Genomic DNA, 23,469 nt, shown 5'->3' on the forward strand with positions numbered 1-23,469 from the left:
CCTGCACGTTGGCATGCTGCTGATTGCCATGCGCTGCGCATAGGGGGCGGGAAGTGTTGTCGCCGACAAGCGACAGCCAGGCTGCCGCCCATCCCAAGGCGTTGATCAGAAAAGGATTATTCCTGTCGTCCGTCGGCAACAGCCTGCTGGTCGTCGCTGCGGAACAGCTCCGGGGCGAGCCCATGGCGTTGCAGCAGCCGATAGAACTCGGTGCGGTTGCGTTCAGCCAGCCGCGCGGCGTCGGCCACGTTGCCGTTGGTGAGCTTGAGCAGCTTGACCAGATAGTCGCGCTCGAAGCGCTGGCGCGCGTCGGCCAGGCTCAGCACCTCGATCGACGGCACGCGCAATGCGCGCTGCACCAGCGCGAGCGGCACCAGCGGTGCGGTGGACAGCGCGCACACCTGTTCCACCACGTTGAAGAGCTGGCGCACGTTGCCCGGCCATGGCGCCATCGACAACGCCTCCAGCGCATCGGGGGCGAAGCCGTTCACCTGCCGGCCGTATTTCTCGGCCACGGTGGCAAGGAAATGATTGGCCAGCAACGGAATGTCCTCGCGTCGCTCGGACAAGGCCGGCAGTGCCAGCGTCACCACGTTCAGCCGGTAGTAGAGATCCTCGCGGAACTGCCCCTCAGCCATCGCCTGATCAAGGTCGCGATGGGTGGCCGACAGGATGCGCACATCGATCTGTACCGCCTCGGCGCTGCCGACCGGGCGGACCGCGCGCTCCTGCAGCACACGCAGGAGCTTCACCTGCAGCGCCAGCGGCATGTCGCCGATCTCGTCCAGGAACAACGTACCGCCATGCGCGGCCTGGAACAGCCCACGGTGATTGGCCACGGCACCGGTGAAGGCGCCCTTCATATGGCCGAACAGCTCGGATTCGAGCAGTTGCTCGGGGATGGCGCCGCAGTTGACCGCGATGAATGGGGCGTGGCTGCGCGCGCTGGCGCGATGGATGGCGCGCGCCAGCACTTCCTTGCCGCTGCCGCTTTCGCCGCGGATCAGGATGCTTGCGTCGGTACCTGCCACCAGCTTGGCCTCGGCCAGAAGCTCGGCCATGCGCTGGCTGCGGCTGATCAGCCCCTCGCGCCATGCCTCGCCCTGCGCGGTGACGGTCTGGCTGGGTGCCGCCAGCGCCAGCGCCTGCGCGATCTTGTCCAGCAGCGCGCGGCCGTCGAACGGCTTGGTCAGGTAGGCGAACGCGCCGCGTGCGGTTGCATCCACCGCGTCGGGAATGTTGCCATGCGCGGTCAGCAGGATCACCGGCAGCGCCGGATGGCGGGCGCGGATCTCATCGAACAGCGCGAGGCCGTCGCGGTCGGGCAGCCGCACATCGCTGAGCACCAGCGCGGGGCGTTCGATATCCAGCCGGTTGAGCGCCGCCTGGGCACTCTCGGCGGTGCTGACCCGATAGCCCGCCGCGGTCAAACGGATGGTCAGGAGCCGCACGATGTCGGCGTCGTCATCGATCAGCAGCAGATGCGCGGGATGGGGTTCGGCATGGGCCATTGCACACCTCACTTGGCAGCCGGCGCCCCGGGGCGCGCGGGCAGGGTGCTTTCGATCTTCTTGAGCGCATCGAGCTTGGCAATCGCCTCATCGGCGCGCCGCTGCTCGTCCTTGAGCTGCTGCCCCAGCCGGTCGGCCTGCTCGTCGCTGCGCCGGCGCTCGTTCAACTGCATCTGCAGCACGGTGGCCAGCGGCTTGAACGGCTGCAGCTCGGCATCGGCCGATTTGAGCAGACCGTCGAGCAGGCCGAGCGCACGGCCCAATTCGCCGTTGCCGTGCATGCGCGAGAGCACCAGCACGCGCTTGAGCGTGGTCTGCGGGCCGGCCGGATTGGCCGCGAGCGCATTCAGCTCCTTGCCCAGCTCGGCCGCGGACAGGCTGCGGACCTTGCTGCCGTAATCCAGCACCTCGTCGACCACACTGGGCAGCTGCTCGACGTAGACCAAGGGCTCGGGTGCCGGGGTGGGCGTGGGTGGCGGGGTGGGCGCCGGTGGCGGCGGCAGCGGTGGTGGCGGACTGACGCAGCCGTTGAGCAGCAACGCCGCAGCCAGCAGAAAGGGAAGGATGGGTTTCATAAGGGCAGTTCGATCCTGAAATGCGCGCCGCGTTCACTTGGGAGCAGCGCGACGCTCCCGCCATGGGCCGCGATGTATTCCTGCACGATGGACAGGCCAATGCCGCTGCCATGGCGGGCGCCGGGCGGCTGGCGCCGCCCCTGGTAGAAGGGTTCGAAGATCCGCGGCGCGTCATCCTGCGCCACGCCCGGGCCTTCGTCGTAGCAATCGATCCGGACGCGGTCGGCCTGTTCGCTGACCACGAAGCGCACTTCGCCGCCCTCGGGGCTGAAGCGGATGGCGTTGGACAACAGATTGCTGAACACCGCACCCAGTTGATCGGCGTCGGCCCGGATGGTCACCTCGTCGCCTTCGATGCTGACGGTGAGCGCGCGTGCCTGCCACTGCAGCTGCTGCGCATCGATCACGCCGGCAAGCTGCGCTACCAGCGGCAGCCGGCGATGCGCGGCGCGTCCGGCCTCGAACACCGCCGCGTTGTAGCGCAGCAGGCTCTCGATCTGCGACTGCAGGGCCGCCACATTCTGCCGCAGGATGCCGACCACCTCGTGCTGCGCCGGCGCCAGCGGTCCGGGCACCTCGTCGTCGAGCAGCGCCACGCCTTCGCGCAGCGCCGCCAGTGGGGTCTTCAATTCGTGCGACACATGGCGCAGGAAACGGGCCTTGTCGGCCTCCAGCGCCGCCAGCCGGCGACGCAGCCAATCGAGTTGCTCGGCTACCCGGCGCAGGTCGATCGGGCCACGGATCGCGATCTCGTCGTCGAAACGCCCCTCGCCCAACCGGGCGATCGCGCCTTCGATCCGCGCCAGGGGCCGTGTCAGCCACAGGCCGAAGCCCAGCGCCAGCAGCACCGCCAGCACCAGCGCCGCGGCGATCTGGGCAGCCAGCAGGCCGCGCTGACGCTCCAGCTCGGCGCTCAAGGCGTCGTTGGCCAGCTCGACCCGGCGTTTGGCGGCCAGGCTCAGCTCGGCGTTGATGCTGCGCAGGCGCGAGAAATGTTCGAACAACGCCGCCTCGCCGCCGCCGCGCCGCGGACGGACCCGGTCAAGCAGCACCCGCGCGCCGTCCCCATGCGCCTGCCACGCCTCGAATTCATCCCGCGATACGCCGGGCAGCAGCCGCGCCAACGTGCGCAATGCCGTGCCCGCGTCCTGCCATGCCTCCTCGAACCGCTGGCGGAACTCCGGATCGTCCAGCACCAGGAACTGGCGTGCGCTGCGCTCCATGGTCAGCGTGCGCTCGCCCAGCCGCTCGGCCGCCTCGGTCAGCTTGACCGCCGCCTGCGCCGATTCGCGGCTTTGCACCGCCAGGCGCTCCAGCGCGAGCAGCACATGGAACGAGCTGGCCGAGAGCACTGTGCCCACCAGCAGGAACGCCAGCAACAGCAGTTGCCGGAACGACAGGCGATACCACGAAAGGCGTCTCATGCCGCGACCCCCAGACCGCCCAGGCATTCGGCCAGCACCGCGGCAAACGCGGCGGTCTCCTCGCCGGACAGCGCAGCCGAGGTGATCCGCAGCGCACCGAGGCGCCGTGTCACCCGGAATGCATCGCCCGTGCGCACCAGATAGCCGCGCGCAGCGAGCGCCTGCGCCGCCATCGCGTCGTCCGCCAGCGGCAACCAGACGTTGAGCCCACCGCCGGGCAAGGCGGCAAGACCGCGCGCGGCCAGTGCCGCGACCAACGCGGCGTGCCGCTCGGCATAGCAGGCGCCGGCGCGCCGCCACAGCGCGGCCGTCCCGGGTGCCTGCAGCAGTGCCAGCGCCAGTCGCTGCAGCAGAAAGCTCGGCCAGCGCGGGCCCACATACTGGCGCCGCTGCACGCGGGCAAGGGTGGTGGCGTCGCCGGCGAGGAAAGCCAGCCGCAGATCGGGCCCCAGGCATTTGGACAGCGAGCGCACCGCCGCCCAACGCTCGCGCCCGGGCGTCGCCAGCGATGGCGTGGGCTGGGTGGCAAAGCCGGCGAAATGGTCATCCTCGACGATCAGCAGTTCGGGATGGGCATCGACCAGCTGGCGCAGCGCCGCAGCGCGGGTCGCCGAGGTGTTGGTGCCGGTGGGATTGTGCGAATACGGCGTCCACAGCAGCGCCTTGGGCTTGCGCGCCAGCGCGCCTTCCAGCGCGGCCGGCTCGATGCCTTCACCATCGAGCGTCAGTCCCACCAGATTGAACCCCATCTGCCGCAGCAGGTTGAGCGACCCGGGAAAGCACGGTTCCTCGACCAGCACCGTGTCGCCGGGGGCGAGCCAGACGGCCAGCACCCGCTCGATTCCGTCGAGCGCGCCATTGACCAGCAGCGGATCGGCCAGGGGCGCGGCCAGCGTGCCGGTACGCTCCCACCACGCCCGGCCCCATGCCTGCAGCGCCGGCAGGTAGGCCGGCTGCCCGTACAACGGGGTCGGCATCGGCGCCAGGTGCGGCAGCAAAGGCGCGAGCTCCGGCAACAGTGCCGGATCAGGGTTGCCCGAAGCCAGCTCCAGCATGCCGGGCGTCGGCAGGAAGGCGTGCACGCCCGTGGGCAGGCCCATGCGTGTGCGTTGCGCCACCCGGGTGCCGGCACGGCCCGCCGCTTCGGCAAGGCCGGCGGCCACCAGCTTGCGGTAGGCGGCGGCCACGGTGTTGCGGTTCACCTCCAGCATCTGGGCCAGCTCGCGGATCGGCGGCAACGCCGCGCCCTGACCGAGCGTGCCGCCTTCGATCAGCGCACGGATGTGCCCGAAGATGTCCTCCGCACCACCCCCCTTGCAGAGAAAGAGGTCTGTTTGTACCATTCAAAACACTTTATTTGTCATAGGACAAAATTTTCATGCAGCCAAGTCTGGCCAGACAAAACGCGATCCTGCTGGGACTATGCCAGTTCTGCTACATGGCGGCCACGGCGACCGGCATCTCATTCAGCGGTCTCGTCGGAATGCGCCTTGCAAGCGATGCAGCCTGGGCCACGCTGCCCTACCTGCTGATCACCGCCTGCACCGCGCTGTTGACGCTGGCGATGGGCCCGCTGATCAGCCGTACCGGCTATCGCGCCACCTTCGTGCTGGGCGTGCTGGCGGGTGCGGTGGGCGGGCTGGTCAGCGTGCTGGCGCTATGGTGGTCATCATTCGCGCTGTTCTGCCTGGGTGCGCCGCTGCAGGGGTTCTACCAGGCCACCGCGCTCTATTACCGCTATGCGGCGGCCGAAGGCGCGGCAGGCCAGGACAAGGGTACGGCGATGGCCTGGGTGCTCAGCGGGGGCATCCTGGCCGCACTGGTGGGGCCATGGCTTGCCGGCAGCACGCTGGATGCACTGCCGCAGGTGCGCTACGGCGGCAGCTTCATCGGCGTGGCCGTCGTGGCGTCGCTGTCGCTGTTGCCGCTGGCACTGGCGCGCCTGCCGCGGCCGGCGGCCCCGACAGCCGATCCGCAGGCGGCAGCGGGTGTCCGGCCGAAGCTGACGCCACAGGCCTGGGGCGGCCTGTTCGCCTGCGCGGGCGGGTACGCGCTGATGATGTTCATGATGGTGGCGAGCCCGCTGGCGATCGCCGCCTGCGGCTTCACGCCGGTGCACGCGGCCAGCGTGATCCAGTGGCATATGTTGGGCATGTTCGCGCCCTCACTGGTCACCGGGCGCCTGATCGGCCGGTGGGGCGCCGTGCCGGTGGCGCTGGCCGGCAGTGCGCTCTATCTGGCGGCGGCGGCACTGGCGCTCGCCGGGCTGACGCTCAACCACTTCCACATCTCGCTGCTGCTGGTGGGCCTGGGCTGGAACCTGCTCTACATGAGCGGCAGCACGCTGATCGCGCAAAGCCCGGCGCCGCTGCGGCAGCGGTTGCTGCCGCTCAACGAGTTCCTGACCTTCGGCGCGGTGGCAGTGGCGGCCGGCGTGGCAGGCTGGTTGCATCAGACGCTGGGCTGGCAGGCGGTGGCGCTGTCCACGTTGGGATTGACACTGGGCTTGACGCTGGCCGCCTGGCTGTTGTGGCGCCGGGCCGTCGTTCAGTCCTGACGGACCGGCTGCGGTGCCGGATTGCGGTAGGACAGGTGGTAGCTCAGCGCCTCCCGGCCGTCGCCCTTGAAATCGACGAACTGCACGCCGGTGCGGAAGGCGCCGAATTCGCTGGACAGCACCGTGTAGACCACCCGGCTCTTGACCTCGATCACCTTGGGCGGCTGGCCCACGTTGAGCGGTGGAATGGACAGCAGCACGGTCACCCGGTCCGACACCGGCAGGCTGAAATCCGAATGCAGGCTGAAGCCACCCTTGGACACATCGAACGCCCGTCCGCGGAACGACAGGCGCTGCTCGCGTTCCTCGTAGACGATGGCCACCCGCCAGTTGACGAGGTAGCGCAGCTCCACCCGCTTGTCCGCCCATTCCGGGTCAGCGCCGGGCGCCAGCAGCAATGGGGAAGCGGACAGGCTGTCGTGCATGGGGTCGATCCGGTCGGGTGGCTGTTCCATTATGGGCCCGTCCTTGCAGGAAGTGGCAGCGCGCCCGGCAGCGCGGCTCCCGTCGGCGCATCATCCCGGCACATGCATCGCAGTCATGCCGCCGATGACGGCCATGCATGGCCAGGACGCGCTATAAAGCGGCATCAGACCCGTGCCATCCTGCGCCATGCGCCAGGACCTGTCCACGCTCCCCGCGCCCGGCGGGCCGGCGCGGCCGCCCGGGCCCGCCCCCGTCAACCGAGGAGTCTCGACCATGCGCAGCCTGCTGCTCTGCCTGTGCAGCGCCCTTGCCCTGCCTGCCCAGGCGCAAGCGCTGTTCTTCGACGATTTCAGCCATGCCGATGCCAAGGCGCTGTCCAGCGCCGGCTGGACCATCCGCACCCAGACCGGCTGGCCCGGCGTGGCGGGTGCGCGCTGGTGGCACGAAGGGGTGCAACTGGTGGCCGATCCGGCCGGCGGCGGCAACCGGCTGCTGCGGCTGCGCGCCGCCAGCGACGGCACGCCGGCGGGCACGCGGCAGACGCAGCTGTGCCATGCACGCAAATACCTGGAAGGCACCTACGCCGCGCGGGTGCGGTTCAGCGATGCACCGGTGACGGGCCCGGACGGTGACGCGATCGTGCAGACCTTCTACCTGATCAGTCCGCTCAAGGCGCCCAAGCACCCGGATTACAGCGAGGCCGATTTCGAATACCTGCCCAACGGCGGCTGGGGCGCCTCCGGCCCGGCACTGTATGCCACCACCTGGGAAACCTTCATCCCGGCACCGAATTTCTGGAAGGACAACCAGTACGACCGGCTCGCGGGCACGCAACAGGGCTGGCACACGCTGGTGCTGCAGATCGCCAAGGGCAAGGTGGACTACTTCCTGGACGGCAAGCCCTACGCACGGCACGGCGGCGACTACTATCCCGAAGTCCCGATGTCGATCAACTTCAACCTGTGGTTCAGCGAGTTGACCGCGTCGGGCAAGGGCGCGCGCGAGTACCACGAAGACGTGGACTGGGTGCTGCATGTCAAGGACGCGATCCTGAGCCCCGCCGAAGTCAGTGCGCAGGTGGCGGCACTGCGAGCCAAGGGCGTCGGTCGGGAAGACAGCGTTCCCGGCCGCAACCTGCCCTCGCCGTGCGATCTGTAGCGGCGCCCGCCCTTGCCTGCCCCTGGCCGCACCCGGCGGGACAACGCCGGGTGGCCATGAGTGCCCAGCGCCATGCACCGTGCCTTGCACGGCATCACAGCCGGTGAAGGCATCCGTTTCGCCAGGGGAATCGGGCGTCACCGGTCAACAACGGTGCATCATGCTGCCGGCAGCCGCGCCGTTCCTTGGGGGATCGGCAACGGGGACTTCATGGCCCTGCTCGGCAACGACATGCATGTCTTCAAGATCAGCCCCGGTGCACTGGGCCGGATGGCATGGCAATACCATGTCCATGCGCATCACCCGGTGCAGCGCGCGGCACAAGCCAGGGCGCAGCGATAGGGTTACCTGCAATCGGCCGACGCATGCGGGCAGGTCATATGCTGTTCCGAGACCTGGTGCCCGGGCGATGCGGCGGCGAATCCGGCGACCCCGACCAGAACGGAAAAGACGATAGCCTTGAACATGTTGTTGCTCCTAAGGGTTTTTGAGGAACCTTCGCAGTACGGCATCGCGAATGCACGGCCAATATAAGCGTGCGCCGGATACCGACCGATTACCCGCTGATTACATCCGCGTCACCTTGGGATGAGGGCAGCGGCCCCCTGGGAAGCACCGGGAAAACGCAGGCTGAAGGTGGTGGATTCATCGTCGCTGGCCACGGTCAGCATGCCGCCATGCAGTTGCATGATCGAGGCGGCGATCGCCAGCCCGAGTCCGGTGCCGCCGTCGTCGCGGCTGCGGGCCGGATTGACCCGGTAGAAGCGCTCGGCCAGGTGCGGCAGATGCGCTTCCGGGATGCGGTGGCCGCGGTTGGACACCATGATCGCCGTGCCCCCTTCCCCACACGCCAGGATCACCTGCACCGTGCTGTCCGGATGGCCGTGGCGGATGGCGTTGGACAGCAGATTGGTCAGCGCCCGCTGCAACATGCCCTTGTCGGCCTCCACCGAGCCCTCGCCGCTCAGCGCCAGCGTGATGCCCTTGGCCTCGGCCAGCGCGTCGAAGAAATCGAACAGCCCTTCCACCAGCGGCCTGAGCGCGATCGGTTCGATGCGCAGTGCCTGCTGCGGCTGCTCGGCGCTGGCCAGGAACAACAGATCGGTGATCAGCCGGTTCAGGCGCTGCATCTCCTCCTCGGCCGAGGCGAGCACGGTCTGGTAGGTGGCAACGTCCCGCGGCTTGCCGAGGCAGACCTGTACCTCGCCCATCAGATTGGTCAGCGGTGTGCGCATCTCGTGTGCAAGGTCGGCGGAGAACTGCGACAGCCGCGACACGCTTTTCTCCAGGCGTTCGAGCATGTTGTTGAACGAATGCGCCAGATCGCGCAGCTCGGCCGGCACATCCTCGGCCGACAGCCGCGAATGCAGCGACTGCGCGGTGATGCCGCCCACCAGCGTATTGAAGCGGCGCAACGGCCGCAGCGCGCGCCGCGCCACCACCCACGAGCCCAGCGCGATGAACACGATGACGAAGGGCAGCATCAACGCCAGCGACTTGCGGAAGGCCGCCAGCAGGCCGCCGTCGCCCCCGCGCTCGATGAAGCCGAGCAGCCAGCGCTCCTGGCCGCCGGCGAGCCGGCTGCGCCAGACCAGCACGCTCAAGGCATTGCCCGGGTCGAGCTCGCCCACCCCGGGCTGCAGCGGCTGGCGCAGCACCCGCGCGGCGGCGCGTGCCGCGAATGGGCCGGAACGCCCGGTCACCTTCGTGCCGTCGACGATGGCCCAATGCAGATAAGGGTGCCCCACCAGCAGCAGCGCCAGCTCCGCGTCGAGCGAGATACCGGGGCGCGGTTGCTCGATGGCGGACTGCACCAGCGCCATCTTGCCGCTCAGCTCGGTCTCGGCCCGCCGCTCCAACGCCAGTTGCAGCAGACGATCCATGCCGACCCCGGCGATCAGCACCAGCAGGGCGCTGAACAGGCTCACCAGCCCGCCGACGCGCAGCGCCAGCGAGCGCCGGCGGCTCCGGGGCGGGCCCATCATGCGCGCCGGCCCCTGCCGCTGCGGCGCCGATCCGCACCGCGGCCCGCATCGGGATGCGGCATCACCAGGCAAGCAGGTGGCATGGTCATTCGTCCTCGCGCACTTCGAACATATAGCCGGCGCCGCGCACGGTATGGATCAACTTGTGCGGATAGTCGTCGTCCACCTTGGCGCGCAGCCGACGGATCGCCACGTCGACGATGTTGGTATCGGTATCGAAGTTCACATCCCACACGTGGGATGCGATCAGCGTACGCGTCAGCACTTCGCCGCTGCGCCGCATCAAGAGATGCAGCAGCGCGAACTCGCGGGCGGTCAGCTCGATCCTGTGTCCATCCCGGTAGGCCCGATGCTTGACCGGGTCCAGTTCCAGTCCACCCAGGCTCAGCACCTCGGCCGGGTTGACCTTGTTGTTGCGCTTGAGCAGCAGCTTGATCCGCGCCAGCAGCTCGGCGAATGCGAACGGCTTGATCAGATAGTCGTCCGCCCCCGACTCCAGCCCGCGCACGCGGTCATCGACCCGGCTGCGGGCAGTCAGCATCAGTACCGGGGTCTGCTTGCGTCGGCGCACGCCTTCGAGCACGCCCCAGCCATCGAGCAGCGGCAGCATCACATCGAGGATGATCAGATCGAAGTCCTCTTCCAGCGCCTTGTGCAACCCGTCGACCCCGTCGCAGGCGATGTCGACGGCATAGCCGCTTTCGCTCAGGCCCTGCTTCAGATAGCCCGCGGTCTTGGCCTCGTCCTCGACGATCAGAATGCGCATAGCGGCTCCCCATCCGGTTACCGGCATTCTAAATATGCAGACGGGCCGGCGCGCCAGCATGACAATTTTGTAATGAACGGGTAATCGGGTCGGCCAGCGGTGGCTACCTATACTGCGCAGGTCCAAACGACCCTCGGCCGCGCGGGCGCCCGGCGCCGCCCCCAGCAGTTGCAACGACACGAGTCAGGCCGGCTGGAACGCCGGCAACGGCGCGCCCGCCGCACCGCGGCACGAATCCCTACCGAAGCAGGCTGCACATGACATTGCCCCCGATCACCCGAATCCTGCTGCTGCCGGTGCTGACACTCGCCACCGCCGCCACGTTCGCTGCCACGCCCCCCGGGGAGCCGGAGCAGACGCTGCCGTACCAGTCGGTGTTCGACAGCTACCGCGTCTTCCACGATCAGGCGATCGCCGATTGGCGGCTCGCCAACCGTACCGTTGGTGAGATCGGCGGCTGGCGCGCCTATGCCAGGGAAGCCCAGGGCGCGGCACGCACCGATGCCGACCAGCCAGGGGCAGTCGATGCGCAGGCAGATGACCGGCCGCATCAGCACGGGGGCACGCAATGAACCTGTTCCGTGCAGCGCACCTGCGCGGCAGGCGCCTGGCCATCGGTGCCGGGGCTCTGCTGCTTGCCGGCTGTGCCAGTGTCGATTTCGAGGAATCGGTACGGCAGACCAACCAGGATGCCGCCGGCTTCACCCAAGGCCGACTGGCGCTGGCGGGCACGCCGGCACAGCGCGAGGTGATGGCACGCGAGGCCGATGCACTGCTGGCACAACCGCTGGGGCAGGATGAAGCGGTCCGGCTGGCGCTGCTCAACAGCCCGGCATTGCAGGCACTGCTTGCCAACAACTGGTCCGAGGCCGCCACCGCCGCGCAAGGCGCGCGCATCGCCAACCCGGTGTTCACCTTTGAACGCATGCGCTCGCCCGACGAAGTCGAATTCGGCCGGATGCTCGCCTTCGGTCTGCTCGACCTGATCACCCTGCCGCACCGTTACGGTGTTGCCCGTCGCCAGATCGCCCAGGCCCAGCTGCGGCTGACCACCGAAGTGGTCGACCAGGTCACCCGGATACGCCAGACCTGGGTCAACGCGGTGGCCGCGCAGCAAAAGCAAAGCTACGCCGAACAGGTCTACGAGGCCGCCGATGCCGGCGCCGAATTGGCGCAGCGGCTGCAGGCGGTGGGCAATATCACGCGGCTGCAGCGCGCCCGCCATCAGGCGTTCTACGCCGATGCGGCAACCCAGCTTGCCGGTGCGCGGCACGCGGCATTGGCGGCGCGCGAGGCCCTGGTGCGGCAGCTGGGGCTGACCGACGCGCAGGCGGCCCGGCTGCAGCTGCCCGGACAGCTGCCGCCATTGCCGGCAGCACCACGCACCGCCGGACAGGTGGCGCAGGCCACCACCGAACAGCGGCTGGACGTGCGCCAGGCCCGGCTCGGTTTTGACGCTGCGGCCAAGGCGCAGGGGCTGACGGCCGTCACCAGCCTGACCGACATCGAACTGGGCGTGCGCCGCGACCAGACCTTCGACAAGGCCGAAGGCCACACCGAACGGGCGCGCGGCTACGAGATCGAAGTGCGGCTGCCGCTGTTCGATTGGGGCGGCATGCAGCGCGACAGCATGAATGCGCGCACGCTGGCGGCAGCCAATGCACTGGAGGCCACCTTGCGGGCCGCCGGCTCGGAACTGCGGGAAAGCTATTCGGCCTACCGCACCGGCTACGACATCGCGCGGCACTATCGCGACGAGGTGCTGCCGCTCAGCAAGGCGATCTCCGAGGAGAACACGCTGCGCTACAACGGCATGCTGATCGGGGTGTTCGAGCTATTGGCCGACAGCCGCGAGCAGATCGGCGCAGTGGTCAACGCCATCAACGCCCAGCAGCAGTTCTGGCTGGCGGACGCGGCCCTGCAGGCCGCGGTGCTGGGCAAGCCCACCGCAGTGGCGGTCGGTCTTGCCGCCGCCCCCGGCGCCGCCGAAGCGGGCCATTGAAGCGCGCCGCGCAGCAATCAAGGATGAACACATGACTTCGAGAAGAACGTTTCTGCAGGCCCTGGGCATCAGCGGGGGCGCGGTGGCGGCCGCCGGGGTGGGCAAGGCCGCACTGGCGGCCCTGCCCGAGCCGGTGATCCAGACCAAGCCGGACACCATGGCACCGCTGCTGCCGCAGACCGGCCGTCCCTACAATCCGGTAGTGACGCTCAATGGCTGGACGCTGCCATGGCGCATGAACAACGGCGTCAAGGAATTCCATCTGGTGGCCGAACCGGTGGTACGCGAGATGGCGCCGGGCTTCACCGCGCACCTGTGGGGCTACAACGGCCAGAGCCCGGGCCCGACCATCGAGGTGGTCGAGGGCGATCGCGTGCGCATCTTCGTCACCAACCGGCTGCCCGAGCACACCAGCATCCACTGGCATGGCCAGCGGCTGCCCAACGGCATGGACGGCGTGGCCGGCCTCAACCAGCCGGCGATCCCGTCGGGCAAGACCTATGTATACGAATTCGTCGCCCGCCGCCCCGGTACCTTCATGTATCACCCGCACGCCGACGAGATGGTGCAGATGGCGATGGGCATGATGGGCTTCTGGGTCACGCACCCCAAGGGCAGGCATCCGCTGATCGACGAGGTCGACCGGGATTTCTGCTTCCTGCTCAACGCCTACGACATCGACCCGGGCAGCTATACGCCCAAGATCATGACCATGCTCGACTTCAACCTGTGGAGCTGGAACAGCCGCATCTTTCCGGGCATCGATTCGCTGAACGTGCGGTTGAACGACAAGGTGCGCATCCGGATCGGCAACCTGACCATGACCAACCACCCCATCCATCTGCACGGGCATGAGTTCCTGGTCACCGGCACCGACGGTGGGCCGACCCCCAAGGGCACCCGCTGGTACGAGGTCACCACCGACGTGGCGGTCGGTCAGATGCGGCAGATCGAGTTCCGCGCCGACGAGGAAGGCGACTGGGCCTTCCATTGCCACAAGAGCCACCACACGATGAACGCCATGGGTCACGATGTTCCGACCCTGATCGGCGTCGATCATCGCGGCATCGCCAAGAAGATCAGCAAGCTGGTGCCGGACTACATGGTGATGGGCGAGCGCGGCATGGCCGACATGACCGAGATGGACATGCCGATCCCGGACAACACCGTGCCGATGATGACCGGCGACGGGCCGTTCGGCAGCGTGGAAATGGGCGGGATGTTCAGCGTGGTCAAGGTGCGCCGGGACCAGAAGCCGGGCGACTACAGCAACCCGGGCTGGTTCAAGCATCCACCCGGCACCATGGCCCGCGAGTTCGATGGCGCCGTCCAGACGCCGCATCGTCAATCCGGCGCCGGCGGTGGACAATCGATGCCCCGTGCGCGGCAGGACGCGTCGGACGTTGAAGTGCACGTGCGCAAACCGACCCACAAAGCCGGCCATTGAACCGGCAGCGCTTTTCCACCCCTGGAGGTTGAGTATGAATACCCAGCAATTGGCCCTCTCCCTGATCGGCCTGAGCCTGAGCGCCGCGGTGCTCGCCAGCGGCTCGCACGCCGGCGGCCACGGTGACCATGGCGACCATGGCAACGCGGCGGTCGGCAAACCCGGCGTGGCCGCCAAGGCAAGCCGCACCGTCACCGTCAACATGACCGACAACATGCGCTACAACCCGGCCCGCATCCAGGTCAAGCAAGGCGAGACGGTGCGCTTCGTGATCAGGAACTCGGGCAAGATCAAGCACGAGTTCGTGCTCGGCACCCAGCAGGAATTGGAAGAACACTACGAGCAGATGAAGAAATTCCCGGAGATGGAGCACGCCGACCCCAACCTGGTGACGCTGGCGCCGGGCAAGACCGGCGAGGTGGTGTGGCAGTTCACCAAGGCCGGCGTCGTCGACTTCGCCTGCCTGCAGCCTGGCCACTACGAAGCGGGCATGAAGGGCCAGGTGAACGTGGCCGGCGGCAGGAAAGCGGCCAAATAACCCAGAACCCGGGGGCACATGCCCCGTTCCGATCCAACAAAGGAGTACCTCATGACCCACCTTCACCCGATCGCCGCGGTGCTGGCCTCGCTGCTGCTGCTCGCGCCGGCGCTGCACGCAAACGAGGACCACTCGGGGCACGCCACCCACGGCGAACACGCGGCCGCGATGGCGCTGACCGATGGCGAAGTGCGCAAGATCGACCAGGCCAACGGCAAGATCACGCTCAAGCACGGCGAGATCAGGAACCTGGACATGCCGGGCATGACCATGGTGTTCACGGTCAAGGACAAGGCGCTGCTCGACAAGGTCAAGGTCGGCGACAGGATCAGATTCAAGGCGGCCCGCGCCGAGGGCAAGATGCTGGTCACCGAGATCCAGCCCGCGGCGCAATAAGGCGGCGGCGACCGGTCAGATCGCCTCGTACAGCGGCAGCGTGAGGAACTCGGCGAATTCAGCGCTGGTGCTCATCTCCTCGAAAATGGCAGCGGCGCGGGCATAGGGCACCCGCCCGAACACCGCGTCGCCGTGCTCGGCGCGGATTGCCTCCAGCACCTGCGGGATCATGGTGCGCACCAGCTCGGCGGTCACCTTGCGGCCATCGTCGAGCACCCCCTTGGGGCTGCGGATCCACTGCCACACCTGCGAGCGGCTGATCTCGGCGGTGGCCGCATCCTCCATCAGGTTGTGGATCGGCACGCAGCCGTTGCCGGCCAGCCACGAGCCCAGGTACTGGATGCCCACATCGATGTTCATCCTGAGGCCCGCCTCGGTGATCGGCTGCGCGGGCCGGAAGTCAAGCAGGTCCGCCGCGCGGGTGACCACATCGTCGCGCTGCCGGCCGATCTGGTTGGGCGCATCGCCCAGCACCTTCACCCACTCCTCCATCGCGATCGGCACAAGACCGGGATGGGCCACCCAGCCACCATCGAAGCCATCGCCAGCATCGCGGGTCTTGTCGGCGCGCACGGCGGCCATGGCCTTCTCGTTGGCCGCCGGATCGTGCTTGATCGGGATCAGCGCGCTCATGCCGCCGATGGCGGGCGCACCGCGCTTGTGGCAGGTCTTGACCAGATTCAGCGCATAGGCGCGCATGAAGGGCACGGTCATGGTGATCTGCGCGCGATTGGCGAGGCAGAACTCGGCGTTGGTCTTGAACTTCTTGATGCAGCTGAAGATGTAATCCCAGCGCCCGGCGTTGAGCCCGGCCGAATGCGCGCGCAATTCATACAGGATTTCCTCCATCTCGAACGCGGCGAGGATGGTCTCGACCAGCACGGTGGCCTTGATCGTGCCCTGGGCGATGCCCAACTCGGCCTGCGCGGCGACGAAGATGTCGTTCCACAGCCGCGCTTCCAGGTGCGATTCCAGCTTGGGCAGATAAAAATACGGCCCGGTGCCGCGCGCCAGCTGCTCACGGGCGTTGTGGAACAGGAACAGCGCAAAATCGAACAGGCCGCCCGATACCCGCTCACCATCGACGGTGACGTGCTTCTCATCGAGGTGCCAACCGCGGGGGCGCACCACCAGCGTGGCGATCCTGTCGTTGAGCCTGTATTCCTTGCCCGCCTCGTTGCGAAACGCCAGTGTGCGGCGCACGGCGGCCTTCAGGTTCACCTGCCCCTGGATCTGGTTGTGCCAGTTGGGCGTGTTGGCATCCTCGAAGTCGGTCATGTAGCTGTCCGCGCCGGAATTGAGCGCGTTGATGATCATCTTGGCCTCCACCGGGCCGGTGATCTCCACGCGGCGCAACGCCAGATCCGCTGGCAGCGGCGCAATGCGCCAGTCGCCTTTGCGGATATGCGCCGTCTGCGGCAAGAAGTCCGGCTGCTGGCCGGCATCCAGATCGGCCTGGCGCAGCGTGCGCACCGCCAGGAGCTCCCGGCGCCGGCCGTTGAACTGGCGCTGCAGCTTGGCCACGAAAGCCAGCGCCTCGGGCGTGAGGATCTCGGCAAAGGCGGGGGTGATCTCGGCATGGACTTGGACGCCGGCGGGCAAGGTGGACATGCGGTGCTCCTGGAGGTGTGCGGCGGGATGTTGCATTGCAGTGTAGTGCGCCGCGGCATCGCGAAAAAGCGCTAAGGTGCAACAGGTGCTTTGCCTGCAAGCGGCAAGCGCGGCTGGGCGCCAGGCTGCGGATGCAGGCTACGCGTCACGTCACGCTTGATCCCTCGGCTTCCCGAAAGCAGCTCCATTACTGGATGGAGCATTTCTTAACGCGCTTTAAATTGGCAACGCTCGAAACGCGCAGCTGACCGTGGTCTTGACGCGTAGGCCCCCCGCCCACACCTCCCAAGCTCCCCCTGCGGAGTCCCCCATGCCCCACCTCACCCTCGAATACACCAACAACCTGCCCGATTACGACGCCCAGGCCGCGCTGCGCACACTGGCGCAGGCCATGTTCGAATCGGGCCTGTTTGGCGAAGCCGATATCAAGGGCCGGGCGCATTGCCTAGCCACCTATCTCGTCGGCACTTCGGATACCGCAACGGCGTTTGTCCACCTGCAGGTGGCGCTGCTCTCCGGCCGCTCGGCCGAGCAGAAGCAGGCGCTGGGCCAACACTTGCTGGCGGCGTTGCGCACGACCCTGCCGCCGGGCCACGGCGCGGTGCAGCTCACCGTGGATACGCGGGATATGGATCGGCAGAGCTACGCCAAGGCGGTGCTCGCGGCGGTCAGTTGAGCGGGTTGTGCCTGCCATCAATGGCAAACGGGATGGACTGCACGGTAAACGGCACTTGGTCCGGGATCGCGGTAGGGTTTTGGGCGTGGCGCAGCAGCAGGTCGTATTTGGATTCGATGAACCACAGCCGGCCGCGCGCGTAGGTGCCGGACGAGGGTGCGTCGAGCCCCTGCACCAGGGTGTGCAGCGTGGCTTGGCTGCCATCAAGGCGCAGCTCGGTGATCACGCCTTCGTTGCGTCTGTCGCCGAAGGCATTGCTCTCGAACACCAACAGCCGGCCCGGCCCGAGCATGCGCAGGGCATCAGCGTTGCGCAGCGGCCGTGGCATCTGCAGCCGGGTGCTGGGGCCTGCCTGGCCATCCTGGCCGATGTCGATGCGCCATAGCCATGGCACGGCGGCCACGGCGCTCAGGTAGAGCCGGTCACCATCGAGGGCGATGCCGTTGAAGGTGAAGCGCTTGCCGTTCATTTCCAGCCTGGGGCTGTCGGCCAGCAGCGCGGGCCGCTCCAGCCAGACGGCGGGCGCACTGTCGTTCGGCCGCAGCCGCAACACGCGCGGATGGTAGGAATCGGTGAGGTAGACCGTGCCGGCGCCATCCACCACCAGATCGTTGCAATAGCCGTCATCGGGCAGCGGGTAGCTCGCCTGTGCCTGGCCGGTGGCCAGGTCGTAGCGCTTGAGCGCGCTGGGCGTGGCGGGCACCGTGGTCAGGCCCAGGTTGCCGGAGCACACCCACAGCGTATGCCGCGCCTCGTCCACGGCAATGCCCTGCGTGTTGGCGAGCCCACCGCGGCCGGGCGGCACCAGCACCCGGGTGGCGCCGTCGGGGCGGATGCGCACCACGGCACCCTGACGCCAGCTGCCGACGTAGAGCGTGCCGTCGCGGGCGGCTGCCACGCTTTCCGGATACCAGTCCGGTGGCAGCATATGGGCGTTGGCAGCGGCCAGCGTGGCAGCGCTGGTCAACCAACCGGCAAGCAGCGTGATGCATACGGCGTTGCGAGATTGCATGTCCTGATCCTGGTGATGGAACAGCCATCATTCTTTTCCCGCTTATCCTCTTGATAAAGCATGCAACAATTCAATCACTATCAAGCATGGATTGGGAATGGACCGACTGACCAGCATGGCGGTGTTTGTATGCGTGGCCGAACGCGGCAGCTTTGCCGCGGCGGGCGCCGCGCTGCGCTTGTCCGGCACCATGGTGGCCAATCATGTGGCGGCGTTGGAGCGGCATCTGGGCGCCACGCTGATCCACCGCACCACGCGACGGCATGCGCTTACCGCCGTCGGCACGGCGTATCTGGAGCGCTGTCGCGATGTGCTGGCCAGTGTGGCGGCGGCAGACCGGGTGGCGGACCAGCTCACCGCCGAGCCCAGCGGGCTGTTGCGGGTGACCGCGCCGGTCAGCTATGGCGTGCACCGGCTGACGCCGCTGCTGCGGGCGTATCAACAGCGCTATCCGGCGGTACAGGTGGCGTTGAACCTGAATGACCGGCTGGTGGATCTGGAAGAGGAAGGCTACGACCTGGCCATCCGCTCCGGCACACCCGCGCCGGATTGCCCACTGGTCGCACGCCTGCTGCAGACCAGCCGTATGCGGATCGCCGCGAGCGCGGACTACCTGGCCCGCCATGGCACGCCGGCGCATCCGCAGGATCTGGCCAGCCACAACGTGCTCGGCTTTGCCGCGTGGGGCGATGCGCCGCAGCTGCGCTTCAGCCGCGACGGCGAAACGGTGTGCCTGCCGTTCAAACCCGGCCTCACCATCAACAATGGTCAGGCGCTGCTGGTGGCGGCGCTGGCCGGGCACGGCATCGTGGTGCAGGCGGATGTGTTGCTGGATGAGCCGATCGCGACCGGGCTGCTGCAGCCCCTGCTGCCCGGTTGGACGCTGCCGCAGCGGCCGGTCTACGTGATGCGCAAACCGGATCGGGTACCGGGCGCGCGGGTACGCAGCTTTGTCGACTTCCTGGTGGCCGCGCTGGCAGGCGCGCAGGCGACGGAATAAACGTGCCACTCATCCAGGTTGAAACGAGCGGCAGCATGGTGCGGCGGCCGGGCTTGCGGTAACGGCGGCTGGCGCTGCCGGCAACCCGCCCGGACAGGGCCGGCCCCCGCTGCCTGCGCCCCATCCGCGGCTGGGCCGGGTGGATGACGCGGGCGCTTGCTACCGCGCCCCAACAGGCAGCGCCGCCGGGCGGTGCACGCCGCTCAATGGAACTGCGATTCCTCGGTGGACCCCGTCAGCGCCGTGGTGCTGGATTGGCCTTGCTGGATCACCTGCGTCACCTGGTCGAAATAGCCGGTGCCCACCTCGCGCTGGTGTTTCACGGCGGTGAAACCCCGGTCGGCGGCGGCGAATTCGGCCTGCTGCAGCTCGACGAAGGCGGTCATGCCCTGGCGCGCATAGCCGTGGGCCAGGTTGAACATGCCGTAGTTGAGCGCGTGAAAGCCGGCCAACGTGATGAACTGGAACTTGTAGCCCATCGCGCCCAGCTCCTGCTGGAAGCGGGCGATGGTGGCGTCGTCCAGGTTCTTCTTCCAGTTGAAGCTGGGCGAACAGTTGTAGGCCAAAAGCTTGCCCGGGAACCTTGCATGGATCGCCTCAGCAAAGCGGCGCGCATATTCCAGATCGGGCTTGCCGGTCTCGCACCAGACGAGGTCGGCATAGGGCGCATAGGCCAGGCCACGCGCCACCGCCTGCTCCAGCCCGGGGCGGGTACGGTAGAAGCCTTCGGGCGTGCGCTCGCCGGTGCAGAACGGCTTGTCGTTGTCGTCCACGTCGTTGGTCAACAGATCGGCCGCCTCGGCGTCGGTGCGGGCCACCAGCAACGTGGGTACGCCCATCACATCGGCTGCCAGCCGCGCGGCCACCAGCTTTTCCACCGCCTCGCGCGTGGGCACCAGCACCTTGCCGCCCATATGGCCGCATTTCTTCACCGAGGCCAGCTGGTCTTCGAAGTGCACGCCGGCGGCACCCGCCTCGATCATGCCCTTCATCAGCTCGAAGGCATTGAGCACGCCGCCGAAGCCGGCTTCGGCATCGGCGACGATGGGGGCAAAGAAATCGATGCTGTCGTCGCCCTCGGCGTGGTGGATCTGGTCGGCACGCTGGAAGGTGCTGTTGATGCGCCGGACCACCGCCGGCACCGAGTTGGCCGGGTAGAGCGATTGATCCGGATACATCTCGCCGGCGATGTTGGCATCAGCGGCCACCTGCCAGCCCGAGAGATAGATCGCCTTGAGACCGGCCTTGACCTGCTGCATCGCCATATTGCCGGTCAGCGCGCCCAGGGCGTGCACGTAGGGCTGCTCGTGCAGCAGCCGCCACAATTTGTCGGCGCCGCGGCGTGCCAGGGTGTGCTCGATCTGTAGCGTGCCGCGCAGCCTTTCGACATCCGCTGCCGAATAGGGGCGCTTGATTCCTTGCCAGCGCGGGTTGTCCTGCCAATTCCGCTCCAGTTGTGCAATGCGTTCTTCACGTGTCGCCATGGCTTGCTCCCGCAAAACGCCGGCCTCCCGGCCAGCCTGCCCCGTGCACTTGTCGTGCCCTCATATTGCGACGCAGCAAATTTTGCGTCGCACCATGAAATTGTAGTCAACACAGTCCAACTACAAGTCAGGCGTTGTACCTATGCAGGCAGGGTGAGCACCAGCCATGGCGCAGCGCGCGCTGCGTGGGCAGCGGGGCCGGGCCTGGCCGGCGGACAGGCGATTGCAACAGGCGAGGCGCCAGGATTGGTGGGACAAGGCGCCGCCGTGCCGGCGCTATGGCTGGGCGGGCTTCGTCTCGATCCTGCCGCGCACCGTGCGGCTGGCCCAGGCCCACCACGCCCATTGCATCGCAACGGCCAGCAACAGGCATTGCAGCGGTCTGAACGGGATGGCGTAACGGGGCTCCGCCTGCAGCGTCCAATACACCAGGAAACCGAACAGCAGCAAAAGCAGCAATGCAGCGATGGTGGTGTCACGCGGGTCAGCCAGCGTGGGTGCCCCGGTCCGGAGTCGCCGGAGCAGCGCCAGCGCACCGCAGGCCAGGGCGATCAGGGTCAGGCCGGTCAGGAAAGGATTGATCGCCCGGAATACAGCGGCCAGCGCCATCCAAGGGGCTTTGTTCTGGAACGGCGCATTGGCGGTCGGGTAGACGAAGATGTCGTAGTACCCCATGCGGATATCCCAGTCCCAGAACAGGAACGGCTTGTGGATGAGGTACCAGCCGATGTGGCGGCCCGGATCGGCAGCCAGCCGTGCGCCCATCGTGGCAAGACCCTGTGCGCGGTCACGCCGCAGCAGGTCGATCTCCTCGTTGATCCGTGCCTGGGTCCGCTGGCCCGCCGCCACGCCGGCCAGCCCTTCACGCCACGAGGAATGGTAGTCCGGCCAGCTGCCCTGGACGAAATTCATCAACGCGCGATCGGTGGAGCCCAGACCGGTAGCGAGCGTGGCATTGCGGGCGCCCCACAATGCCGGCAGCAGCGCGGCCACGGCAATCAATGCCAGTACCTGTCGGCGATCCGCCCGCCGCTGCCAGAGCAGCACCAGGCCAAGCAGCAGCGCAAACGGCAGCAGCACTGCATTCACCATGGCCGCACAACCGAAACCCAGCCCCGCGGCGATCCACCACCGCAGCCGCTGCCGTGCCGCGGCCTGGGAGAACAGCAGCAACGCCAGCACCAGCAAGGTGCCGAACAGTGTTTCCGTCAACAGATAACCGCTGATCACCACATGATGCGGCCACACCGCCGCCAGCAAGCCCGCCAGCAGCGCCATGCCGGGCGGGAGCAGCCGTCTGCCCAGCACCAGCACACCCGCCACCGTGGCCACCCCCAGCAACACCTGCAGCAACAGCACCGTCTGATACCAGGCGTCCCAATCCGGGGTCAGTGCCATCACGGCGGCGAGGAACAATGGATAGCCCGGATCGCGGAAGCTGTCGGCAATCACCGGCCCGGTATCGGGCGGCACGCTGGAAAACACACCATGGTGCAGCAGATTCCAGGCATAGCTCACGTGCTGGATGGCGTCGCCCCGGACCGGTGAATCGACGTCGGCAATCAACACATGCATCAGCCGCAGCAGCAACGCCAGCGCAATGATCAGGCAATAGCCGATACGCAGCCATCCGGGCGCTTTGGCATGCGGCTGGCTGGGTGGTGCCGCTGGCGTTGCAATGGGCCAGGAAATCATGTCAGGGCATATCCTTCGAGATTGAATTGGAACATCCATCACACCGCCGCGCGCCACGGTCCGACGATCCGGGCAACAGGAATCCGCCGCTGATCGCCGGCACCATGGCTCTGGCGCACGCCCCTGCCCCCTTGCGGACGATAGTGCCAGACGGCAGGGACACCGGCCCGGGCGGGTGGCAACACAGCGGGTCCGGCAGCAGGCGGCCTTAGCGCCGCGCCACAATGCCACGGCTGATATGACGTTTTCAACTGAGCGCGGCCCGCCAGCCATGGGCCCGGCTGCGCCACCACGGCTCCTGACGGCGTGCACCGCCCGTGCCCGGTGCGATCGGCAAGCGCTGCTGCCATTCAGCCACGCTGCGACGCTGCAGCGCGCCAGGCAGGCAGGCGGCATTGCATCGGCGATCCCCTCCCGAAGCCCGGTTCATCCGGGGAGCATCCGGTCCCCTGCATGCGCGATGCATTGACCCTGATTGCAATAGGGCCTCTTGAAAAGTGGCGGGCGGCGCCCATTTCGCTCAGCATTGCGAAGTTTTGTAGGGAGCAGACCATGAGCAACGAACAGAAACCTGAAGACTTGCACGCCCCGGTCGATCAGGGCGACACCGCGCCAGCCGCAGCCGACGAGGCCTCGTCGGCGCTGGCGCAGGAAGAAGATCCGTCCACCCGCCTGGCCGCACTGACTGCCGAATTGGAAAAGGCGCGCCAGGACGTGCTGTATGCCAAGGCCGAGGGCGAGAACATCCGCCGCCGCGCCGCGGAAGAGGTGGACAAGGCCCGCCGGTTCGCCGTCGAGAAGTTCGCACGCGAACTGCTGTCGGTGAAGGACGCGATGGACATGGCGCTGCTGGATCAATCCGGCAACTTCGAGGCGCTGAAGATGGGCGTCGATCTCACTGCCAAGGCGCTGACCAGCGCCTTCGAGAAATTCGAGCTGCTGGAAGTGGCGCCGCAGGCCGGCGACAGGCTCGATCCCAATTTGCATCAGGCCATTTCGATGGAACCTGCGGCGCAGGAGCCGAACACCGTGGTGCGGGTGCTGCAAAAGGGCTACACCCTCTCGGGCCGCGTGCTGCGCCCGGCCATGGTCATCGTTGCCAAGGGCGAGTGATCCGCACCGCGTACGGAATCGGCCCCGACCCTGCCGCAAGGCAGCGCCGCATTGCATGTTTCACTTGAAACGCAACGGGCCATCCCCACTTTC

At 67.6% G+C, this 23,469-nt stretch carries 23 protein-coding genes; 11 read left to right on the plus strand and 12 right to left on the minus strand.

Annotated elements, in window-relative coordinates:
* Positions 1 to 116: 116 nt before the first annotated feature.
* From N8I74_RS16730 to N8I74_RS16745, 4 genes are read right to left on the minus strand one after another with little or no spacing between them, the layout of a single operon-like run.
* Positions 117 to 1,511, minus strand: a complete 1,395-nt coding sequence (locus N8I74_RS16730) for a sigma 54-interacting transcriptional regulator (protein ID WP_263124288.1) — start codon at positions 1,509 to 1,511, stop codon at positions 117 to 119.
* 8 nt (positions 1,512 to 1,519) lie between these two features.
* Positions 1,520 to 2,086, minus strand: a complete 567-nt coding sequence (locus N8I74_RS16735; protein ID WP_263124289.1) for a hypothetical protein — start codon at positions 2,084 to 2,086, stop codon at positions 1,520 to 1,522.
* Entirely contained in the window at positions 2,083 to 3,510 is a 1,428-nt protein-coding gene (locus tag N8I74_RS16740; protein WP_263124290.1) for a sensor histidine kinase, read from the minus strand. Before N8I74_RS16740 ends, N8I74_RS16735 begins: the two co-directional genes overlap by 4 nt.
* On the minus strand, positions 3,507 to 4,853 hold the full coding sequence (locus tag N8I74_RS16745) for an aminotransferase class I/II-fold pyridoxal phosphate-dependent enzyme (RefSeq protein ID WP_263124292.1): 1,347 nt from the start codon (positions 4,851 to 4,853) through the stop codon (positions 3,507 to 3,509). Before N8I74_RS16745 ends, N8I74_RS16740 begins: the two co-directional genes overlap by 4 nt.
* Before the next feature lie 35 nt (positions 4,854 to 4,888).
* On the opposite strand from N8I74_RS16745, the gene N8I74_RS16750 reads away from it, so the two are divergent.
* Complete coding sequence (locus tag N8I74_RS16750) at positions 4,889 to 6,067, plus strand: MFS transporter (protein ID WP_263124294.1); 1,179 nt, start codon at positions 4,889 to 4,891, stop codon at positions 6,065 to 6,067.
* On the opposite strand, the gene N8I74_RS16755 is transcribed toward N8I74_RS16750, so the two are convergent.
* The gene (locus tag N8I74_RS16755) at positions 6,058 to 6,522 is read right to left on the minus strand and encodes a PilZ domain-containing protein (protein ID WP_263124295.1); all 465 of its coding nucleotides are present in this window, start codon (positions 6,520 to 6,522) and stop codon (positions 6,058 to 6,060) included. The genes N8I74_RS16750 and N8I74_RS16755 overlap by 10 nt on opposite strands.
* Before the next feature lie 244 nt (positions 6,523 to 6,766).
* On the opposite strand from N8I74_RS16755, the gene N8I74_RS16760 reads away from it, so the two are divergent.
* Positions 6,767 to 7,651 (plus strand): glycoside hydrolase family 16 protein, encoded by an 885-nt coding sequence (locus tag N8I74_RS16760; RefSeq protein ID WP_263124296.1) that lies wholly within the window; start codon positions 6,767 to 6,769, stop codon positions 7,649 to 7,651.
* A gap of 72 nt (positions 7,652 to 7,723) precedes the next feature.
* On the plus strand, positions 7,724 to 7,993 hold the full coding sequence (locus tag N8I74_RS16765) for a hypothetical protein (protein WP_263124297.1): 270 nt from the start codon (positions 7,724 to 7,726) through the stop codon (positions 7,991 to 7,993).
* Positions 7,994 to 7,995: 2 nt separating this feature from the next.
* On the opposite strand, the gene N8I74_RS16770 is transcribed toward N8I74_RS16765, so the two are convergent.
* From N8I74_RS16770 to N8I74_RS16780, 3 genes are all read right to left on the minus strand, one after another.
* Positions 7,996 to 8,118: a hypothetical protein gene (locus N8I74_RS16770; protein ID WP_263124298.1), complete on the minus strand. Its 123-nt coding sequence runs from the start codon at positions 8,116 to 8,118 to the stop codon at positions 7,996 to 7,998.
* Between the two features lie 111 nt (positions 8,119 to 8,229).
* The gene (locus tag N8I74_RS16775) at positions 8,230 to 9,636 is read right to left on the minus strand and encodes a heavy metal sensor histidine kinase (protein ID WP_263124299.1); all 1,407 of its coding nucleotides are present in this window, start codon (positions 9,634 to 9,636) and stop codon (positions 8,230 to 8,232) included.
* Between the two features lie 85 nt (positions 9,637 to 9,721).
* Positions 9,722 to 10,402 carry a heavy metal response regulator transcription factor gene (locus N8I74_RS16780; protein ID WP_263124301.1) on the minus strand — a complete coding sequence of 227 codons (681 nt, stop codon included), beginning with the start codon at positions 10,400 to 10,402 and terminating at the stop codon, positions 9,722 to 9,724.
* A 257-nt stretch (positions 10,403 to 10,659) separates the two neighbouring features.
* Here N8I74_RS16780 and N8I74_RS16785 point away from each other — a divergent pair, with 257 nt between their 5' ends.
* Genes N8I74_RS16785 through N8I74_RS16805 form a run of 5 tightly spaced genes read left to right on the plus strand, consistent with a single transcriptional unit; the run spans position 10,660 to position 14,785 of the window.
* Positions 10,660 to 10,974: a hypothetical protein gene (locus tag N8I74_RS16785; RefSeq protein WP_263124302.1), complete on the plus strand. Its 315-nt coding sequence runs from the start codon at positions 10,660 to 10,662 to the stop codon at positions 10,972 to 10,974.
* A complete protein-coding gene (locus tag N8I74_RS16790) occupies positions 10,971 to 12,404 on the plus strand; it encodes a TolC family protein (protein ID WP_263124303.1) in 1,434 nt (477 codons plus the stop codon). The genes N8I74_RS16785 and N8I74_RS16790 overlap by 4 nt, the downstream gene beginning before the upstream one ends.
* 31 nt (positions 12,405 to 12,435) lie before the next feature.
* Positions 12,436 to 13,851 carry a multicopper oxidase family protein gene (locus N8I74_RS16795; RefSeq protein ID WP_263124304.1) on the plus strand — a complete coding sequence of 472 codons (1,416 nt, stop codon included), beginning with the start codon at positions 12,436 to 12,438 and terminating at the stop codon, positions 13,849 to 13,851.
* A 34-nt stretch (positions 13,852 to 13,885) separates the two neighbouring features.
* Positions 13,886 to 14,389, plus strand: a complete 504-nt coding sequence (locus N8I74_RS16800; protein WP_263124306.1) for a cupredoxin domain-containing protein — start codon at positions 13,886 to 13,888, stop codon at positions 14,387 to 14,389.
* A gap of 51 nt (positions 14,390 to 14,440) precedes the next feature.
* The gene (locus tag N8I74_RS16805) at positions 14,441 to 14,785 is read left to right on the plus strand and encodes a copper-binding protein (RefSeq protein ID WP_263124308.1); all 345 of its coding nucleotides are present in this window, start codon (positions 14,441 to 14,443) and stop codon (positions 14,783 to 14,785) included.
* A gap of 15 nt (positions 14,786 to 14,800) precedes the next feature.
* Here N8I74_RS16805 and aceB read toward each other — a convergent pair whose 3' ends face one another.
* Complete coding sequence (gene aceB, locus N8I74_RS16810) at positions 14,801 to 16,396, minus strand: malate synthase A (protein ID WP_263124310.1); 1,596 nt, start codon at positions 16,394 to 16,396, stop codon at positions 14,801 to 14,803.
* A 310-nt stretch (positions 16,397 to 16,706) separates the two neighbouring features.
* On the opposite strand from aceB, the gene N8I74_RS16815 reads away from it, so the two are divergent.
* The gene (locus N8I74_RS16815; RefSeq protein WP_263124311.1) at positions 16,707 to 17,072 is read left to right on the plus strand and encodes a 5-carboxymethyl-2-hydroxymuconate Delta-isomerase; all 366 of its coding nucleotides are present in this window, start codon (positions 16,707 to 16,709) and stop codon (positions 17,070 to 17,072) included.
* On the opposite strand, the gene N8I74_RS16820 is transcribed toward N8I74_RS16815, so the two are convergent.
* On the minus strand, positions 17,065 to 18,084 hold the full coding sequence (locus N8I74_RS16820; protein WP_263124312.1) for an SMP-30/gluconolactonase/LRE family protein: 1,020 nt from the start codon (positions 18,082 to 18,084) through the stop codon (positions 17,065 to 17,067). The two genes, N8I74_RS16815 and N8I74_RS16820, sit on opposite strands and share 8 nt — an antisense overlap.
* A gap of 97 nt (positions 18,085 to 18,181) precedes the next feature.
* Between N8I74_RS16820 and N8I74_RS16825 the strand changes: the two genes are divergently transcribed.
* Positions 18,182 to 19,084, plus strand: coding sequence for a LysR family transcriptional regulator (locus tag N8I74_RS16825; RefSeq protein ID WP_263124314.1), 903 nt, complete (start codon positions 18,182 to 18,184; stop codon positions 19,082 to 19,084).
* Between the two features lie 203 nt (positions 19,085 to 19,287).
* Here the strand turns inward: N8I74_RS16825 and aceA are convergent, their stop codons facing one another.
* A complete protein-coding gene (gene aceA, locus N8I74_RS16830) occupies positions 19,288 to 20,568 on the minus strand; it encodes an isocitrate lyase (protein WP_263124315.1) in 1,281 nt (426 codons plus the stop codon).
* A gap of 276 nt (positions 20,569 to 20,844) precedes the next feature.
* Positions 20,845 to 22,263: a glycosyltransferase family 39 protein gene (locus tag N8I74_RS16835; RefSeq protein WP_263124316.1), complete on the minus strand. Its 1,419-nt coding sequence runs from the start codon at positions 22,261 to 22,263 to the stop codon at positions 20,845 to 20,847.
* Positions 22,264 to 22,815: 552 nt separating this feature from the next.
* On the opposite strand from N8I74_RS16835, the gene grpE reads away from it, so the two are divergent.
* Positions 22,816 to 23,376, plus strand: coding sequence for a nucleotide exchange factor GrpE (grpE, locus tag N8I74_RS16840; RefSeq protein ID WP_263124317.1), 561 nt, complete (start codon positions 22,816 to 22,818; stop codon positions 23,374 to 23,376).
* Positions 23,377 to 23,469 lie beyond the last annotated feature (93 nt).

The sequence above is a fragment of the Chitiniphilus purpureus genome (assembly GCF_025642115.1).
Lineage (GTDB): Bacteria > Pseudomonadota > Gammaproteobacteria > Burkholderiales > Chitinibacteraceae > Chitiniphilus > Chitiniphilus purpureus.

Excerpts from the sequence above, each read along its gene's own strand:
- N8I74_RS16730 (WP_263124288.1), bottom strand. The coding sequence starts at position 1,511 with ATGGCCCATGCCGAACCCCATCCCGCGCATCTGCTGCTGATCGATGAC.
- N8I74_RS16735 (WP_263124289.1), bottom strand. The coding sequence starts at position 2,086 with ATGAAACCCATCCTTCCCTTTCTGCTGGCTGCGGCGTTGCTGCTCAAC.
- N8I74_RS16740 (WP_263124290.1), bottom strand. The coding sequence starts at position 3,510 with ATGAGACGCCTTTCGTGGTATCGCCTGTCGTTCCGGCAACTGCTGTTG.
- N8I74_RS16745 (WP_263124292.1), bottom strand. The coding sequence starts at position 4,853 with ATGGTACAAACAGACCTCTTTCTCTGCAAGGGGGGTGGTGCGGAGGAC.
- N8I74_RS16750 (WP_263124294.1), top strand. The coding sequence starts at position 4,889 with ATGCAGCCAAGTCTGGCCAGACAAAACGCGATCCTGCTGGGACTATGC.
- N8I74_RS16755 (WP_263124295.1), bottom strand. The coding sequence starts at position 6,522 with ATGGAACAGCCACCCGACCGGATCGACCCCATGCACGACAGCCTGTCC.
- N8I74_RS16760 (WP_263124296.1), top strand. The coding sequence starts at position 6,767 with ATGCGCAGCCTGCTGCTCTGCCTGTGCAGCGCCCTTGCCCTGCCTGCC.
- N8I74_RS16765 (WP_263124297.1), top strand. The coding sequence starts at position 7,724 with ATGCACCGTGCCTTGCACGGCATCACAGCCGGTGAAGGCATCCGTTTC.
- N8I74_RS16770 (WP_263124298.1), bottom strand. The coding sequence starts at position 8,118 with ATGTTCAAGGCTATCGTCTTTTCCGTTCTGGTCGGGGTCGCCGGATTC.
- N8I74_RS16775 (WP_263124299.1), bottom strand. The coding sequence starts at position 9,636 with ATGATGGGCCCGCCCCGGAGCCGCCGGCGCTCGCTGGCGCTGCGCGTC.
- N8I74_RS16780 (WP_263124301.1), bottom strand. The coding sequence starts at position 10,402 with ATGCGCATTCTGATCGTCGAGGACGAGGCCAAGACCGCGGGCTATCTG.
- N8I74_RS16785 (WP_263124302.1), top strand. The coding sequence starts at position 10,660 with ATGACATTGCCCCCGATCACCCGAATCCTGCTGCTGCCGGTGCTGACA.
- N8I74_RS16790 (WP_263124303.1), top strand. The coding sequence starts at position 10,971 with ATGAACCTGTTCCGTGCAGCGCACCTGCGCGGCAGGCGCCTGGCCATC.
- N8I74_RS16795 (WP_263124304.1), top strand. The coding sequence starts at position 12,436 with ATGACTTCGAGAAGAACGTTTCTGCAGGCCCTGGGCATCAGCGGGGGC.
- N8I74_RS16800 (WP_263124306.1), top strand. The coding sequence starts at position 13,886 with ATGAATACCCAGCAATTGGCCCTCTCCCTGATCGGCCTGAGCCTGAGC.
- N8I74_RS16805 (WP_263124308.1), top strand. The coding sequence starts at position 14,441 with ATGACCCACCTTCACCCGATCGCCGCGGTGCTGGCCTCGCTGCTGCTG.
- aceB (WP_263124310.1), bottom strand. The coding sequence starts at position 16,396 with ATGTCCACCTTGCCCGCCGGCGTCCAAGTCCATGCCGAGATCACCCCC.
- N8I74_RS16815 (WP_263124311.1), top strand. The coding sequence starts at position 16,707 with ATGCCCCACCTCACCCTCGAATACACCAACAACCTGCCCGATTACGAC.
- N8I74_RS16820 (WP_263124312.1), bottom strand. The coding sequence starts at position 18,084 with ATGCAATCTCGCAACGCCGTATGCATCACGCTGCTTGCCGGTTGGTTG.
- N8I74_RS16825 (WP_263124314.1), top strand. The coding sequence starts at position 18,182 with ATGGACCGACTGACCAGCATGGCGGTGTTTGTATGCGTGGCCGAACGC.
- aceA (WP_263124315.1), bottom strand. The coding sequence starts at position 20,568 with ATGGCGACACGTGAAGAACGCATTGCACAACTGGAGCGGAATTGGCAG.
- N8I74_RS16835 (WP_263124316.1), bottom strand. The coding sequence starts at position 22,263 with ATGATTTCCTGGCCCATTGCAACGCCAGCGGCACCACCCAGCCAGCCG.
- grpE (WP_263124317.1), top strand. The coding sequence starts at position 22,816 with ATGAGCAACGAACAGAAACCTGAAGACTTGCACGCCCCGGTCGATCAG.